This window comes from Rhizobium sp. NFR12 (genome assembly GCF_900108545.1).
GTDB classification, from domain to species: domain Bacteria; phylum Pseudomonadota; class Alphaproteobacteria; order Rhizobiales; family Rhizobiaceae; genus Neorhizobium; species Neorhizobium soli.
On sequence record NZ_FNWM01000003.1, the window covers coordinates 562,718 to 577,808 of the forward strand.

General features: G+C 61.1%; 14 protein-coding genes. 9 read left to right on the plus strand and 5 right to left on the minus strand.

Annotated elements, in window-relative coordinates:
• Positions 1–240: 240 nt before the first annotated feature.
• The 3 genes from BLW69_RS15965 to BLW69_RS15975 all read right to left on the minus strand — a co-directional run bounded on the left by BLW69_RS15965 (position 241) and on the right by BLW69_RS15975 (position 2,244).
• Complete coding sequence (locus BLW69_RS15965; RefSeq protein ID WP_092663313.1) at positions 241–987, minus strand: histidine phosphatase family protein; 747 nt, start codon at positions 985–987, stop codon at positions 241–243.
• A gap of 158 nt (positions 988–1,145) precedes the next feature.
• A complete protein-coding gene (locus BLW69_RS15970) occupies positions 1,146–1,532 on the minus strand; it encodes an SgcJ/EcaC family oxidoreductase (RefSeq protein WP_244508852.1) in 387 nt (128 codons plus the stop codon).
• Positions 1,519–2,244 carry a GntR family transcriptional regulator gene (locus tag BLW69_RS15975; RefSeq protein WP_062459260.1) on the minus strand — a complete coding sequence of 242 codons (726 nt, stop codon included), beginning with the start codon at positions 2,242–2,244 and terminating at the stop codon, positions 1,519–1,521. Before BLW69_RS15975 ends, BLW69_RS15970 begins: the two co-directional genes overlap by 14 nt.
• 204 nt (positions 2,245–2,448) lie before the next feature.
• On the opposite strand from BLW69_RS15975, the gene BLW69_RS15980 reads away from it, so the two are divergent.
• Genes BLW69_RS15980 through BLW69_RS16005 form a run of 6 tightly spaced genes read left to right on the plus strand, consistent with a single transcriptional unit; the run spans position 2,449 to position 9,859 of the window.
• A complete protein-coding gene (locus BLW69_RS15980; protein ID WP_092663317.1) occupies positions 2,449–4,281 on the plus strand; it encodes a gamma-glutamyltransferase family protein in 1,833 nt (610 codons plus the stop codon).
• Positions 4,282–4,313: 32 nt separating this feature from the next.
• Positions 4,314–5,834: an ABC transporter substrate-binding protein gene (locus tag BLW69_RS15985; RefSeq protein WP_092663319.1), complete on the plus strand. Its 1,521-nt coding sequence runs from the start codon at positions 4,314–4,316 to the stop codon at positions 5,832–5,834.
• Between the two features lie 15 nt (positions 5,835–5,849).
• Positions 5,850–6,890 carry an ABC transporter ATP-binding protein gene (locus tag BLW69_RS15990; protein WP_082476361.1) on the plus strand — a complete coding sequence of 347 codons (1,041 nt, stop codon included), beginning with the start codon at positions 5,850–5,852 and terminating at the stop codon, positions 6,888–6,890.
• Positions 6,887–8,017, plus strand: coding sequence for an ABC transporter ATP-binding protein (locus BLW69_RS15995; protein WP_092663321.1), 1,131 nt, complete (start codon positions 6,887–6,889; stop codon positions 8,015–8,017). Before BLW69_RS15990 ends, BLW69_RS15995 begins: the two co-directional genes overlap by 4 nt.
• A gap of 4 nt (positions 8,018–8,021) precedes the next feature.
• The gene (locus BLW69_RS16000; RefSeq protein ID WP_062459249.1) at positions 8,022–8,963 is read left to right on the plus strand and encodes an ABC transporter permease; all 942 of its coding nucleotides are present in this window, start codon (positions 8,022–8,024) and stop codon (positions 8,961–8,963) included.
• 44 nt (positions 8,964–9,007) lie between these two features.
• Positions 9,008–9,859, plus strand: coding sequence for an ABC transporter permease (locus tag BLW69_RS16005; RefSeq protein ID WP_244508868.1), 852 nt, complete (start codon positions 9,008–9,010; stop codon positions 9,857–9,859).
• Here BLW69_RS16005 and BLW69_RS16010 read toward each other — a convergent pair.
• Together BLW69_RS16010 and BLW69_RS16015 are read right to left on the minus strand one after the other, a co-directional pair.
• A complete protein-coding gene (locus BLW69_RS16010; protein ID WP_244508853.1) occupies positions 9,807–10,118 on the minus strand; it encodes an SDR family oxidoreductase in 312 nt (103 codons plus the stop codon). The two genes, BLW69_RS16005 and BLW69_RS16010, sit on opposite strands and share 53 nt — an antisense overlap.
• Positions 10,119–10,232: 114 nt before the next feature.
• Complete coding sequence (locus tag BLW69_RS16015) at positions 10,233–11,108, minus strand: helix-turn-helix domain-containing protein (protein ID WP_092663325.1); 876 nt, start codon at positions 11,106–11,108, stop codon at positions 10,233–10,235.
• 108 nt (positions 11,109–11,216) lie between these two features.
• On the opposite strand from BLW69_RS16015, the gene BLW69_RS16020 reads away from it, so the two are divergent.
• From BLW69_RS16020 to BLW69_RS16030, 3 genes are all read left to right on the plus strand, one after another.
• Positions 11,217–11,990: an SDR family oxidoreductase gene (locus BLW69_RS16020; protein ID WP_210184922.1), complete on the plus strand. Its 774-nt coding sequence runs from the start codon at positions 11,217–11,219 to the stop codon at positions 11,988–11,990.
• A gap of 366 nt (positions 11,991–12,356) precedes the next feature.
• On the plus strand, positions 12,357–13,940 hold the full coding sequence (locus tag BLW69_RS16025; protein WP_092663327.1) for a Na+/H+ antiporter: 1,584 nt from the start codon (positions 12,357–12,359) through the stop codon (positions 13,938–13,940).
• Positions 13,941–14,075: 135 nt separating this feature from the next.
• On the plus strand, positions 14,076–15,083 hold the full coding sequence (locus BLW69_RS16030) for an Atu2307/SP_0267 family LLM class monooxygenase (RefSeq protein WP_092663498.1): 1,008 nt from the start codon (positions 14,076–14,078) through the stop codon (positions 15,081–15,083).
• Positions 15,084–15,091 lie beyond the last annotated feature (8 nt).

Genomic DNA, 15,091 nt, shown 5'->3' on the forward strand with positions numbered 1-15,091 from the left:
AAGGCAAGTGCCCAAAATAGCGATTAGTCGATTGTCAGCTGGTCTTCTCCGCCACCGGCATCAGTACGTCACCATCGCTGATTTGCGGGACGTTGAACGGAACCAGCCATCGCTCGAGGTACCCGACAAGCGAGCCCGGTTATCGATCTGCAGTGTCATTCGGCGGGTGTTATCGGGATACCCATACTCAGCTTGATATCTATCGCCGGCAAAAACGAGGTCCAGTTTGGTCAAGGCATTTCACGCCTCCGGCTCTGGCCTGATCGTTAGCTCTGCGCCATACGCCTGTCGCAGATCGTTCTGACCAGGCTGACGGTCGGTCGCCTGGTGCAACAGCGTCGAGGTGTATCCCATTTCGCGCGTTCCCTCGATCAGAGTGATGTCAGCATTCCCGGGATTGTCCGAACGTTCGAACCAGTCGACAGGATGCTGCAGAAAATTCATCTCGAAGGCTCGGTTGGTGACACCATGGCCGACGATCACCACGTTGTCGTGGCCGTGTCGGGCCTCGTGCATGATCGTCTGCAGGAACAACCGCATGCGCTGTGCAACATCGGCGCGGCTTTCACCATCTGGCGGCCGGGCGTAGAATTTACCGCTGTTGCTACGCAGTCTCGCCCACTTCTCGAATTCGTCGGGAAACTTTTGCTTCCGCTCGGCGTGGTCATAGATTTCAGTAAAGAGGCCGAAATCCTGCTCCCGCAACAGATAGTCCTCGCGCACCTTGCCAATGCGTTCGACAGGCAAGGCTTCAAGGAGCGCGTCCTTGCTTTGCCGTGTCCGCAGGAACGGTGAGTACCATACGCGCAGCGTTTGCACCCCCCGCCCGGTCAGGCCGGACATATAGGCCGCGATCACAGCCCCGGCTTCGGCGGCCTGGCGATGTCCCCACTGCGTCAGCGGTACGTTGTGATCTCCAAACTGGCTGTAAGCCCGTTCGTCGAGGTTACCGAGGGATTCGCCGTGGCGAACAAGAAAAACGCGCATCAGCCATCCCGCTGCATAGGTTTAGATCCGACGGCTACCATGGGCGCGCGCCTGACGATCAGCAACCCAGTCGGCAATAGCAAAGCTTGCCTGTTATCCCTTGATGTCAGATCGGTCGCGACAACAAGTCGACTGAGCGAACAAGCATACGCCATATATTACATCTCGATCTGCGAAACGTGGTTGAGGGCGATCAGCCACCTTCCTTCGCGCTTGCGCATCAGCCGCGTGTTCACTCCCGTCTGATTTCCCGCTGGGCGGATCAGCTGGTAGTTGCTGATGAGCTGGGCTGCGTCGTCGCACAGAATTTCGATGCGGATATTGGAAAAGGTCAGCAGACCTTGCGAGCCCTCGGACCCGCCATAATCGCTGATGTAATGGTCGAGCGTCGCCTGCCAATCCTTCTGGACGCGGCCGCGGGAAACAAAGACGACATCCGGGTTGGCAAAGCCAGCCATGTAGCCATGAAAGTTGCCGGTATTCCACGCTTGTTGCATAACGCCAATGACGTCGCGGATGGCCTGTTTTTCATCATCCTGCGTCATCATGAGCCTCCTTATTATCCAGCGGATCATTGTCCTGGATGGTCTTTACCTTCTGCTGCTGACGCCTGACCAAAACCTCTTGCGCGGCCGAGACCAGATGCCGCCTCAGCGCGTTTTCGGCGGCTTTCGCATCCTGCTCGAGAACCGCGTCAACGATTTGCTGATGCTCGTCACACGATCGTTTCAGACGCCCTACGTCCTTCAGCTGATATTTCCGGAAGGGTGCAAGCTTCAACCGCAGCGTTTGCGCTGCACTGATCAGATCCCTGTTGTGGCAACCCTGAAACAGCAGGCTGTGAAACTCCGTGTTGACGGCGTTGTAGCCAACGTGGTCTCCATCCTGTGCGAGGCCGTTCATCTCACGATGCATGGCTTCCAGCTCAGCCCGTTCGCGCATCGTCATGCGCTGGGACGACAGCCTGCCGCATGTCGCTTCCAGTTCCGCCATGGCCTCGAACATTTCGTCGATGCGCTCCGTGGAAATCTGGGTGACAATGACGCCCTTGAATGCTTCCCGCTCGGCCAGTCCCCGGCCGCACAGGATGCGAAGAGCCTCACGGACGGGCGTGCGAGACACCTGGAACTGGACCGCGAGAGAGTTCTCGTCGAGCCGCGATCCAGCAGCAATTTCCCCTGTGATCACAGCTTCTTCCAGCTGGTCGGCGATAACATCGCTACGAGCTTTTTTCAGTGGCGTCCGTCCATCCAGCATAGGTTTCCTTCCCCACAAGGTCACACACCATCCTATCGCGACGAAAGTAAATTACACAACTGACTTGCCATGCGCCCGAATAATATACAATGTGTCCACAGAGGACGGGATTGTATCCCAAAGGGACGTTGGAGGCAATTTGCGTGGAGATAGACAATGGTCCTGTCTCCGCTGCCGCCTTCACACGAGGAGTGAGTGAAGCAAATGACATTTACCACCCGACCGGAACTGCGCGGCACCTTTGGGGCAGTTTCGTCGACGCACTGGCTGGCTTCGACCGTTGGTATGTCTATTCTCGAAAAAGGGCACACGGCGTTCGATGCGGCCGTGGCAGCTGGTTTCGTACTGCAGGTGGTGGAGCCGCACCTGAACGGCCCCGGCGGCGAAGTTCCCATTATCGTCACCCCAGCGGGCGCCGATGCTCCGGTTGTCATTTCCGGTCAGGGCCCATCTCCTGCGAAGGCGACCATTCAGTATTTCAAGGAACTTGGTCTGGACATCATTCCCGGGACAGGGCTTCTCGCAGCCTGTATCCCGGGCGCTTTTGGCGCGTGGCTGACGCTTTTGCGGGACTACGGACAGGCTGAACTCGAGGAGGTTCTTGCCCCGGCGATCTACTATGCAAGGACTGGTCACCCGCTGGTGCCGCGCATCGCAAACACGATCGCATCGATGCAGGAGCTGTTTCAGACGCACTGGCCAACATCGGCCGCCGTCTATCTGCCAGGCGGTGCCCTGCCCCAGTCGGGCAAGCTCTTTCGCAACCCGCACATTGCAGACATGTACCAACTGATCCTCGATCAGACGAAATCGGCCGGCAGCCGCGAGGCGAGGATCAATGCCGCCCTGGATTTCTGGTATCGCGGACCGGTTGCCGAACAGATCGAGCAGTTCTGCGAAACGCAGGAAGTATGGGATGTCTCAGGCCGACGACACAAGGGCCTGATCACAGCGCAGGACATGGCAGACTATACGCCATCGATCGAGAAGCCGGTGTCGGTAACTTACGGCGATTGTGAAGTGTTCAAATGCGGACCTTGGTCTCAAGGGCCGGTCCTCTTGCAGATGTTGCAGATCCTCAAGGGAACCGACATCGCGGACCTTGACCCGATGGGCGCAGAGTTCGTGCATCTCGTTATTGAAACCGCAAAGCTTGCCATGTCCGATCGCGAGGCCTGGTACGGCGATAGCGTCGACGTGCCGATGGCGACACTCCTGTCTGCAGATTACGCCGACATCCGTCGCGCTCTGATTGGTCGCTCTGCATCTCTTGAGGTGCGTCCAGGCTCGCCTGACGGTCGCAACCCCAACCTGCCGCCCCTGCGCGCTGTGGGTACAATTATGCAGCCGGGGCTCGGCGGCGGCGAGCCGACGGTCGCGCGCGAGCAGCCGTTGCCCAATGACCGGCAGGGCGAACCGGCGCTGACCCGCGAGGGTGCTCAGCGCGGCGATACCGTGCAAGTCAGCACGATCGACCGATGGGGCAACATGGTTTCTGCCACGCCGTCCGGCGGGTGGTTCCAATCGAGCCCCGTCATTCCAGGTCTCGGCTTCAGCCTCACGACCCGCGGCCAGATGTTCTGGTTGGAGGAGGGTCTCAACTCGTCGCTGATGCCATCGACAAGACCCCGCACGACCTTAACGCCCACCACCGTCTTCCGCGATGGCAAGCCCTACATGGCGTTGGGAACTCCGGGCGGAGATCAGCAGGACCAGTGGCAGTTGATCATGCTGCTGCGCCACTTGCACAAGGGAATGAACCTGCAGGAGGCGATCGATGCTCCGTCATTCCATACCGATCACCTGCCGAGCTCCTTCTGGCCGCGAGAAATCAGCCTCGGTGCGGTGACGCTTGAATCGCGCTTCTCCAACACGGTCTGCGAGGATCTGGCAGCACTCGGACACAAGATCACAGTGGGCGACGCATGGTCGGAAGGGCGTCTGTCGGCAGTTGCCCGCGAAATGGACGGTGACGTTCAACTCGTAAAGGCCGGCGCCAATCCGCGGGGCGTACAGGGCTACGCCGTTGCCCGATGAATGAGACTTTTCGAATAAGAGAGGGAATAGCGATGAAACCACACTATCTCGCACTGGCCGCCACACTGGCGCTCGCAGGCATTCAAGCGACAGCTGCCCCAGCGGCCGCACAATCGACGCTCAATATTGGCCTTCAGGACGATCCGGATACGCTCGACCCCGCAACCAACTGGAGCTTCGTTGGTCGCCACGTTCTTCAGTCGCTGTGTGACAAGATCGTCGATATCGATGAGAAGGGTGAGATCATCCCGATGCTGGCTGCCAGCTGGAAATGGGGTGACGACAGCAAGACGCTGACGCTAAAACTGCGCGACGATGCCGTCTTTCACGACGGAACCAAGGTCGACGCTGCCGCAATCAAGTACAATCTCGAGCGGGCTCTCAATGCTAAGTTCTCGCGCCGCAAACCTGAAATCAGCTCCATCAGCACCGTCGACGTAGTCGATCCGACAACCGTCCAGATCAACCTGAAACAGCCATCGGTACCACTGCTGGCAGCGCTCAGCGACCGCGCGGGCATGATCGTTAGCCCGACTGCAGCTGAAAAGCTCGGTGAGAAGTTCACCGATGCTCCGGTCTGTTCAGGCCCCTACACCTTCGCCGAACGCGTGATCCAGGACCGCATTGTCCTTGCGAAATTCCCAAAATACTACAACGCCGACAAATACCACTTCGACCGACTCGTCTATCGCGGCATGCCCGACTCCAACGTGCGGCTGCTCAACCTTCGTTCCGGCCAGCTCGATCTGATCGAACGGCTCGCTGCCACCGAAGTCGAAGCCGTGAAGGCGGATTCATCGTTGGCCGTGGAGCCGGTCGTCGGACTTGGATATTACGGCGTGACATTCAGCATTGGTGGCGAGGGGGCTAACCTCGATGCCGGCAAGAAGGCAGCAATCCGCGAGGCGTTCAGCCTTGCAATCGACCGCCAGGCCATCAGCGATGTCGTATTCGATGGTCAGGCGAGCATCGGCAACCAGCCGTTCCCGCCTTCCAATCAGTACTACGATAAGAACTTCCCAATTCCGCAGCGGGATCTGGACGCTGCCAAAAAGAAGATGCAGGAAGCCGGCGTCGAATCCGTCGATCTTGAACTTCTAGTGCCCACCGATGCCGAACGTCAGCAGGTTGCCCAGCTCATCCAAGCGATGGTTGCCGAAGTCGGAATTAACGTCTCGATCAAGCCGACTGAGCTGATGACACTGCTCGACGTTGCTCGCCAGGGCAAGTTCCAATCGCATCTCGTCGGCTGGAGCGGACGCGTCGATCCAGACCTCAACATCACGCCGATGCTGTCCTGCGGTGCTCCGACCAATGACGCGCATTACTGCAACGAGGAACTCGACGCGATCCTGGCGAAAGCCCGCGCATCGGGAGACGTCGAGACCCGCAAGGCAGAATACAGCAAGGCAATCGCGATCCTCCAGAAGGACCTTCCGATCGTCTACATGTATCATTCGCAGTGGATCTTCGCGCACAATTCCAACATCACCGGCCTTGCGCCCGCTCCGGATGGCATCATCCGCCTGAGTGGTGTGAGCCGGAAGAATTGATGGCTTAAGGCTGTAATGAGCACCTCATCTGATCTCATCCAAGACAAGTCAGCCCGATCGGATCGGGCTGACGACCACGCGGCCTTGGTGCTGCGGGTCGATGATCTGCGTGTCGTCTTTGAAGACGACACGCGTACCGTCACTGCCGTCGACGGCGTGAGTTTTGACGTTCGAAAAGGGCGCACGCTCGCGATCGTCGGCGAGTCCGGCAGCGGCAAGAGCGTGACCTCCCTGGCCGTCATGCGCCTCCTCCCCGAACACACAGCACGCGTGTCCGGCAGCATCAATTTCGCCGGTCGCGAGTTGCTCGAGGAAACGACGAGCGGTATGCGCAGCCTGCGCGGCAACCGGATGGGAATGATCTTCCAAGAGCCTATGACCTCTCTCAATCCGTCCTATACGGTCGGCGAGCAAATCAACGAAGTCATCCTGCGTCACCGACAGATTTCGAAGAAAGAGGCGACAGAGCGCGGCATCGCCATGCTGAAGCTGGTTCGTATCCCATCACCGGAAACGCGTTACCGCCAGTATCCGCACAATCTTTCCGGTGGCATGCGCCAGCGCGTGATGATTGCCATGGCGCTTGCCTGCGAGCCGGAACTGTTGATCGCCGACGAACCCACGACGGCGCTGGACGTGACAATCCAGGCCCAGGTCCTCGAACTGATGGGGGAACTGCGGCAGAAGACCGGAACTGCCATCGTTCTCATCACCCATGATCTTGGCGTTGTCGCGGAATCCTGCGACGACGTGATCGTCATGTATGCCGGTCAGGTTGTCGAGCAATGCTCGGTCGAAGACCTCTTCACCTTTCCCCAGCATCCTTACACCGTTGGTCTTCTCGGATCGTTGCCGCGTCTGGACGAGAAGCGAGAACAGCTTGTCGCCATCACCGGCACGGTCCCGGACATGGCCAACCCACCGTCCGGCTGCCGGTTTCGGGCGCGATGTCCGTTTAGCATCGACAAATGCGCCGAGATGCCCACCCTGATGGAAATATCCCCAGGTCACCTCAGCCGCTGCTGGCGTGCGCCATTGCAGGACCTCGTCCCATGAGTGAAGCCCTCTTGAAAGCCAAGACGCCGATCATCGAGGCGCGTCACCTTGGCAAGAACTTCGTCGTCAAACGCAGCGTCTTCGGCCGGCCCTTGGCGTCCGTCGGCGCTGTCGACGACGTGTCGTTGTCCCTGATGCCCGGCGAGACGCTGGCAATCGTCGGCGAATCCGGTTGCGGGAAGTCGACGCTCGGCCGGTTGTTGATGCGCCTCATCCAGCCGACCGACGGTCAGGTCCTGATCGATGGTCAGGATATCACCAACATCAGCCATGCGGCGATGCGCCGGCAGCGGCGGCATGTGCAGTTGATCTTCCAGGACCCTTACGCTTCGCTCAATCCGCGCATGACGATTGCCCAGACAATCGGCGAACCGCTGATGCTGCACGATATCGTGCCGCCAAACGAGCGGGCTCGACGGGTTGCGGAACTGCTCGAAATGGTCGGCCTTCGTCCAGAGCAGGCCAGCCGATATCCGCATGAATTCTCCGGCGGCCAGCGTCAGCGCGTGGTGATTGCGCGTGCGCTTGCCTCCGAACCGAAGGCAATCATCTGCGACGAGGCCGTGTCTGCCCTCGACGTGTCGATCCAGGCGCAGGTCCTGAACCTTCTGAAGAGCCTGCAGAACCGATTGGGTCTGGCGTTCATCTTTATTTCGCACGATCTGAGCGTCGTGAAACACATCGCCGACCGCGTTGCGGTCATGTATCTCGGCAAGATCGTCGAGATCGGGACGTCGGACGAAATCTTCGCGACCCCGCGCCATCCCTATACCCGGGCGTTGCTGTCTGCCATTCCGGTCGCCGCCCCGCCCAGCCAGCAGCGTTCGAAGGAAGCGCGCCTGCATGGCGATCTGCCAAGCCCGATGTCGCCTCCGCAAGGTTGCAGGCTGCATACGCGGTGTCCCCACGCGCGACCCGAATGCAGGGCGGTCAGCATGGAGCTCGATGTTGAGGCAAGCGGCCATGCGAATGCGTGCGCCTTCTGGCGAGAGCTACCCGAACTCGATACGGCCGAGATCACCCGCGAACCTCGCGATCCGAAGCTGGAAAAGCTTTTTGCAGCCTTCGAAGCGATGGCTGCAGCCCGGATGACGACCACGCCCTCCTCAACCGTGACCGGAGGCTAAACCCTTGACCTCGCTTCTTGCACGTCGTCTGCTGCAGCTCATTCCGACCATCGTCTTGCTGTCGCTGATCATCTTCTCGCTCCAGCATCTGCTTCCTGGTGACCCGGCGCTTGTGCTTGCGGGAGAAAGTCCGGATGAAGCGACGCTTGCCGCAATCCGCGCCCAGTATCATCTCGATCAGCCCTTGCTCGTGCAATATCTCTACTGGGTGAAGGGCGTCCTTACCGGTGACCTTGGGCAATCCATGCGCCATAATCGCCCGGTTCTCGAACTTATCCTTCTGAAGCTGCCCGTGACACTGCAGCTCGCCGTGATGGGAATTGTCCTTGCTTTGGTGTTTGGCATTACCGGAGGTGTAATTTCGGCGCTGCGCCAGAACACTCCGGTCGATTACGCCACCAATGTCGTCTCGCTGGCCGGCATCTCGCTTCCGAATTTCTGGCTTGGCATCATGCTGATCATGTTCTTCTCGGTGTACCTTGGCTGGCTTCCTGCCTCCGGCTTCGTCAGCCCGTGGGAAGACCTGAAGATGAACCTTATGACGACGATCATGCCCGCCTTCGTTCTGGGCACCGGGATCGCCGGCGTCATCATGCGCCATACCCGCGGCGCCATGCTGCAGGCGCTGGAAAGCGACTATGTCCGCACCGCCCGGGCCAAAGGTCTAAGCGAGTGGGTCGTCGTATTTAAGCACGCAATGCGTAACGCGCTGACGCCTATCATCACGCTCGGTGCGCTGGAGTTCGGCGCCCTGCTATCCGGCGCCGTGCTGACGGAACAGATCTTTACGATCCCCGGCTTCGGGAAGCTGATCGTCGATGCGGTCTTCACGCGCGATTATCCTGTGGTCCAAGGCGTGGTGCTTGTCACCTCGCTGTTCTACATCACCCTCAACCTGCTGGCCGACATCGGGTATATCCTTGTTAACCCGAGACTGAGAGGCTGACCGTGCCAACGATCGCAACGACCAAACCTGCTGTCTCCCCCAAGATCAGCTCCGTCACGAACTTTTTCCAAGGTCGCCTGTGGCGACGCCTGTCGAAGCGCAAAAGCGCGCTCGTCGGCCTTTTCGTGGTGATGTTCGTCGTGTTTGTCGCCATTCTTGCCCCCCTGCTTGCACCCTACGATCCGGCATCCCAGAGCTGGACGGCGGTTCGCAAGGCACCGTCAATGGCGCATCTGTTCGGCACGGACGAGGCTGGCCGCGACATACTTTCCCGCATCATCTGGGGCACCCGCGCTTCGTTGCTGGCAGGACTCACCTCGGTCGGGATCGCGATGGCAATCGGCGTGCCCCTCGGGCTTGCGGCAGGTTTTCTCGGCGGCGTGGTCGATGGCTTTATCAGCCGGTTTACGGATGCCATGCTCGCCTGTCCGTTCCTGATCCTTGCAATCGCACTGGCCGCCTTTCTCGGTCCAAGCCTGACGAATGCGATGCTCGCAATCGGCATCACCGCCATGCCGCTCTTTATCCGACTGACCCGGGGTCAGGTTCTTTCGATCCGGGCCGAAGAGTATATCGAAGCCGCAAGTGCCGTCGGCAACCCACGTTGGCGGATCGCGGTTCGCCATATCCTGCCGAATATTCTTCCCCAGTTGATGGTACAGGCGACCCTGACGATCGCATCCGCGATTATCGCCGAAGCCAGCATGTCCTTCCTCGGCCTCGGCTTACAGCCGCCGGCACCATCCTGGGGCTCCATGCTGAATTCTGCCCAACGGTTTATGAGCAACGCTCCCTGGATGGCGCTATGGCCGGGCATGGCAATCTTCATGACCGTACTGTCGTTCAACCTGCTCGGCGACGGTCTGCGCGACGCGCTTGATCCACGCTCCCGGTAGGACGGCATGGGCAGCGTCGTCTGGCCGGCCCATGCGCCCTAGCGGGATCATACCGGAGAAGCTCATCCCGGACCTCTTGCGGGGCTGCGGCCATCAAGGCCGTATCGTTTGGGCCACAGCTTACGACGTTGACACGGATGCCTTTCGGAGCAAACCCGTTGGCCCAGGTGCGGGTGAAGGAGCGCACATCAGTCGTTGTGGCTCCGTAAACGCCATATCCTTTGGTCCCGATGTCGCCCGCGCTGGAGCCGATCAACACGATCGTCCCGCTGGCTTGCCCGAGATCGTTAGAACCTGCGCCGCGAACTTCGGCCGTTCACCGGCTGAATTGAAAAGCATGAGACCGTCGGAAACCTCAATAATCCGGACCTCATCACACCCGCAGCGCGCCGGGGGTGAGGCCGTCTTCCCGGCGCATGATGGTCGTCAGGTGGCTTTGGCTGGAGAAGCCGCAGGTAAGCGCGATCTCTGCCAGTGGCAGCGGTCCGTTGACAATCAGTGCACGGGCCTCGTCGAGGCGAAGTCGGGTGAAGTACTGGTGCGGGCTCGTGCCCGTTCGACGCCTGAACGAGCGAAGCAGCTGGCTCGACGAAAGCCCGACCAGCGAGGCCAGGTCCTCGAGCCTGACACCCAGTGTGAGATGCGCCTGCATGTGATCGCGCACCTGTCGGAACTGCCGATCAGACAGCCCACCCAGATCCTTCTGGGGCCGGGCTACGCCGTATTGCCGGATGAGGTGGATGCCAAGCAGGTTGAGAAGCGAGTCGAGCTCGAGGCCGGCCATCGTGCCATGCGTGCCTGAACGCAGTTCGTCGCGCAGCATGCCACCGATCAACCCGACACGCCGGTCGACGACCGGCAAGGCATCCGCGACGACGGTTGCGGCCGGCAGGTCGAGGTCGGACTGGGCGAGACCGTCAAGCCATGGCTGCGACAGCGAGAATGCCGCCACTTCCTTGGGCTCATGCCAGCGCGCCCAGTAGTCTGCGCCTGCCGGAACGATTTCACAGCATCCGCTCGCAGCCGAGGCGGTGCGGATCCGCGTCCCGCCAAGGCGTGACTCGCGGTTGCTGAAGGGCTTGAACGACAAGAGCACGAGATGATGGGGGATCGACTGGCTGATCTCGCCTGCGTTCCGCCGGTTCCACGCCGCCGTCCCGAAATCGGACCGGACGAGCCGACCCCAGTTCGGCACCGGCGTGTCGGCAGTGGCGACATGCGGTGCTTCGGGCGGAATGGCATCTGACATGGCTGTTTCCCGTCCAGCGTGCGGATTTACTAACAACGATGCGCGTATCCTGAAAGCCGCACCCCCTCCATGTCGCCTATTCCTTGATCATCAACAAGGAGAAAGACAATGACGACCAGCGACATGATCAAAAATAACGACGGCCAGGTTGCAGTGGTGATGGGTGCAACGCGCAACCAGGGTCGGGCCTATGCCGTCATGCTGGCGCGCAACGGCTGCCGCGGCGTGGCCGTCCACTATCACGGCGAGGCCTCCCGCGGCGAAGCGGAAGAAACTGCCGCCGAGATCAAGCATCACGGTGCCGAACCCCTCCTGTTCAGCGCCGACCTGACCCAGGTCGCCGATGTCGCGAGATTGTTCGACGCGGTCGACAAGTCGTTCGGCCAGCTCGACATCGTGGTGAACACGGTCGGCAAGGTGGTCAAGAAGCCATTTGTCGAGATCACCGAGGCCGACTTCGACCAGAGCTTCGCAATCAACAGCAAGGCGGCGTTCTTCTGCATGCAGGAAGCCGCAAAAAGGATCGCCGACAACGGCCGTATCATCAACATCGGCACGACGCTGCAGGCGGCAACGACCGGGCTATACGCGATCTATGCGGGCTCCAAGGCGCCGCTCGAACACTTCACGCGCGCGCTTGCCAAAGAGATCGGCCACCGGGGCATCACCGTCAACACCGTAGCACCCGGCCCGCTCAACACCTCCTTCTTCTACCCGGTGGAAAGCGCGGAATCGAAGGCCTTCCTCTCCGGCATGAGCCCGCAGAACCGGCTCGGTGAAATCGACGAGATCACGCCGCTGATCGAGTTCCTGGTCAGCCCAGGCGGCAGTTGGGTCACCGCGCAGACCCTCTTCATCAACGGCGGCTTCATCGCCCGCTGATCCCTCGACTGCACACAACAAGGCTGACGGCCCATCGATCAGGACGTCAGCCGGCATCCAACCCGCCTGAGGCACCGCGAACTTGATCAGGTGTGGCCCGCTATCGCGACCCATCCTATCTTTTGGTCTGCATGCCCGCGACGAACCACATGGTCGGTTCATCAGCAGCGTTGGGATCAGGCGGCCGTTCTTGCTATGTCGCAAATGCTCAGAGTAACTGCCTTAAGCAGCTGTTCGAATACCTACGGGTGCAGGAGCAGCAATGCACATCCATTGATCTGTTAGACACCGTAAATTTTGGGCGACTGGCCCTATACTCTGGAGGTATGCCGCCATCAGAGAGATTGGCACCTTGGGGAGAGAGAGATGCATCCGGCCGAAACGTTCGAACTGGTTTTCACCCTGCTTCTCGCGATCCTCGCCCTGCACTGGTTTGCCGAACGCGCCAAGCTTCCGCCTTCTGTCGCCCTTCTCGTCGGCGGCGGGGCCCTGGCCTTCCTTCCCGGACTGCCGGTGATCGAGCTGGATCCCGAGCTGGTTCTCGTGCTTTTCCTGCCGCCGCTCCTGATGGACGGGGCCTATTATACCGCGCTTGCCGCCTTCCGCCGCCACAGCGCCGGCATTCTGTCGCTGGCCATCGGCGCGGTCGTCTTCACCACCCTGGTGGTGGGACTTGTTGTCCACTGGCTGGTCCCGGCGCTGCCCTGGGCCGCCTGTTTCGCCCTTGGCGCCATTGTTTCGCCACCGGATGCCGTCTCGGCACGGGCGGTTCTGCAGCGCGTGAAGCTTCCCCGCAGGCTGACAACGCTTCTCGAGGGTGAAAGCCTCCTGAACGACGCCAGCGGCTTGGTGCTTTTCCGCTTCGCTGTCGCGGCAGCCTTGACGGGAAGTTTTGATGCCGTGGATGCGAGCCGCGAGTTCGGCTTCCTGGCGATTGGCGGCGTCGTGGTCGGCGCCGTCGTGGGTGGGGCCTGGACCTTCCTCCTCCGGCGGCTGGGCGACGAGACCCTGATGATCCTCGCCTCCCTGATCCTCGGCTGGGCCGCCTATCTGGCTGGCGAAGCGGTCCACGTCTCGGGCGTCATCTCCACAGTCACCGCGGGCCTGGTTTTCGGCTGGTACCAGCACGTCGTCTTTACCGCGAGCGTTCGCATCCGCGCCGGCGCCTTCTGGCACGTCATGGTGTTCCTGATGGAGGCCATGATCTTCATCCTCATCGGTCTTTCGCTGCGTGGCGTGCTGGAACGCGTCGGGGGATTCGAGACTGTCCTTGCCACCATGGCGGTTCCGGTCGTGGGCGTGATCGTCGCGATGACGCTGGCGCGTTTCGTCTGGATCTTCGGCTGTGACGCCGTTCTTGCGCTGCTCAACCGGATCGGATTTCCCATCGACGACCCGCTTGGCCCGAGGGCCGCGACGGTGATGAGTTGGGCGGGCATGCGTGGCGTGGTCACCCTCGCTGTTGCCCTGACCGTCCCCGAAACAATGCCAGGTCGCGACCTCATGCTGGTCGCAGCTTTCGCCGCCATTCTCGTCACTGTTCTTCTCCAGGGGACGACGCTTGGGCTGGTTATCCGCGCGGCGAACCTGTCTGATCGGGGCGTGCGCCCGGCATTGAGCCTTGCACAGGCGGAAGCGGCGGTCGCAGCAGCCCAGCTCGTCGCCGTCCGGTCGCAGGCCTGTACCGACGACGGAACGCTTGCCCACCCGCGATTGCTCGAGGGCTTCCAGCGGCGCGCCGACCAGGCATTCCAGAACGCGGACGATGAAGACACTTTCGTAGACGAGATCACGGCCCACTACGACCTCGTCCTCGAGGCGGTAAGGGCCGGCCGGGCCGAACTCGTGCGCCTTCATCGCGCCCACCAGATCAGTGACGAAACGCTGCATGACCTGGAGCGGGACCTCGATCTGGAAGAGCTATCGGCGACAGCCGCGAAATCCCTCTGACATGGCGCTTGCGGCGTTTACCTCTGTCCAACGTGCTGGACTTAGCGTCCTGCTCGTGTCCCTTCTGATGCCGGAGCCCATGACTTAAAACGAGCGCATCACCGGCGATCGACTGCAAATGAAGGAACTATGGTTTTGGAAATCGGAATTGACAGTTTTGCGGCAACCGTCAAGGGTGTCAGCGCCATGGATCGCATGGGTTTCCTGCTCGACGAGATCGAGATGGCCGATACGTCCGGCCTAGACGTATTCGGCATTGGGGAGCACCACCGCGGCGACTATCTCGACAGCGCACCGGCCGTCATCCTTGCCGCCGCCGCCGCGCGGACGAAGTCGATCCGGCTGACCAGCGCGGTAACGGTGCTTGGCGCCGCAGATCCCGTCCGCGTCTTCCAGGAGTTCGCGACGCTGGACCTCATCTCGCGGGGACGGGCTGAAATCGTCGTCGGTCGGGGATCCTCGATCGAGGCCTATCCGCTGTTCGGTCTCGACCTCAACGACTACGATGCCCTGTCGGAGGAAAAGCTGGAACTGCTGCTTGCCCTGCGCGACGAGACCAATGTGACATGGTCCGGCCGGTTTCGGGCGCCACTCGACGGCCAGGGTGTCTACCCACGTCCTGCCCAGCCGAAGATGCCCATATGGCTCGGGGTTGGCGGCACGCCGCAATCCTTCGCCCGTGCCGGAATCCTCGGTCTTCCGCTGATGGTGGCGATCATTGGCGGGGAATTCCGGCGGTTTCGATCGCTGGTCAATCTCTACCGGGAGGCCGGAGCACGCGCCGGGCACGCGCCCGAAGCACTGCGCGTCGGCATTCATGCGCTCGGCTTCGTGGCCGAGACGGACCGCGAGGCGGAGGATCGCTTCTTCCCCGGCTGGCAGGCGATGTTCACCAAGATCGGCCTCGAGCGTGGCTGGGCACCGTCGACGCGCGCGCAGTTCGACAACCTGGTTCGGCCCGGCGGCGCGTTCCTCGTCGGTGATCCCGATACGGTGGCGGCAAAGATCCGGCAGACGTCCGAAGACCTCGGCGGCATCGACCGGCTGACGTTCCAGATGAGCTCCGCGGCGAGCGACCAGCCGGCGATGCTGCGGTCGATCGAAATGCTCGGCCGCGAGGTGAAGCCACGCCTCTCGGCCTGAGCAAAAGG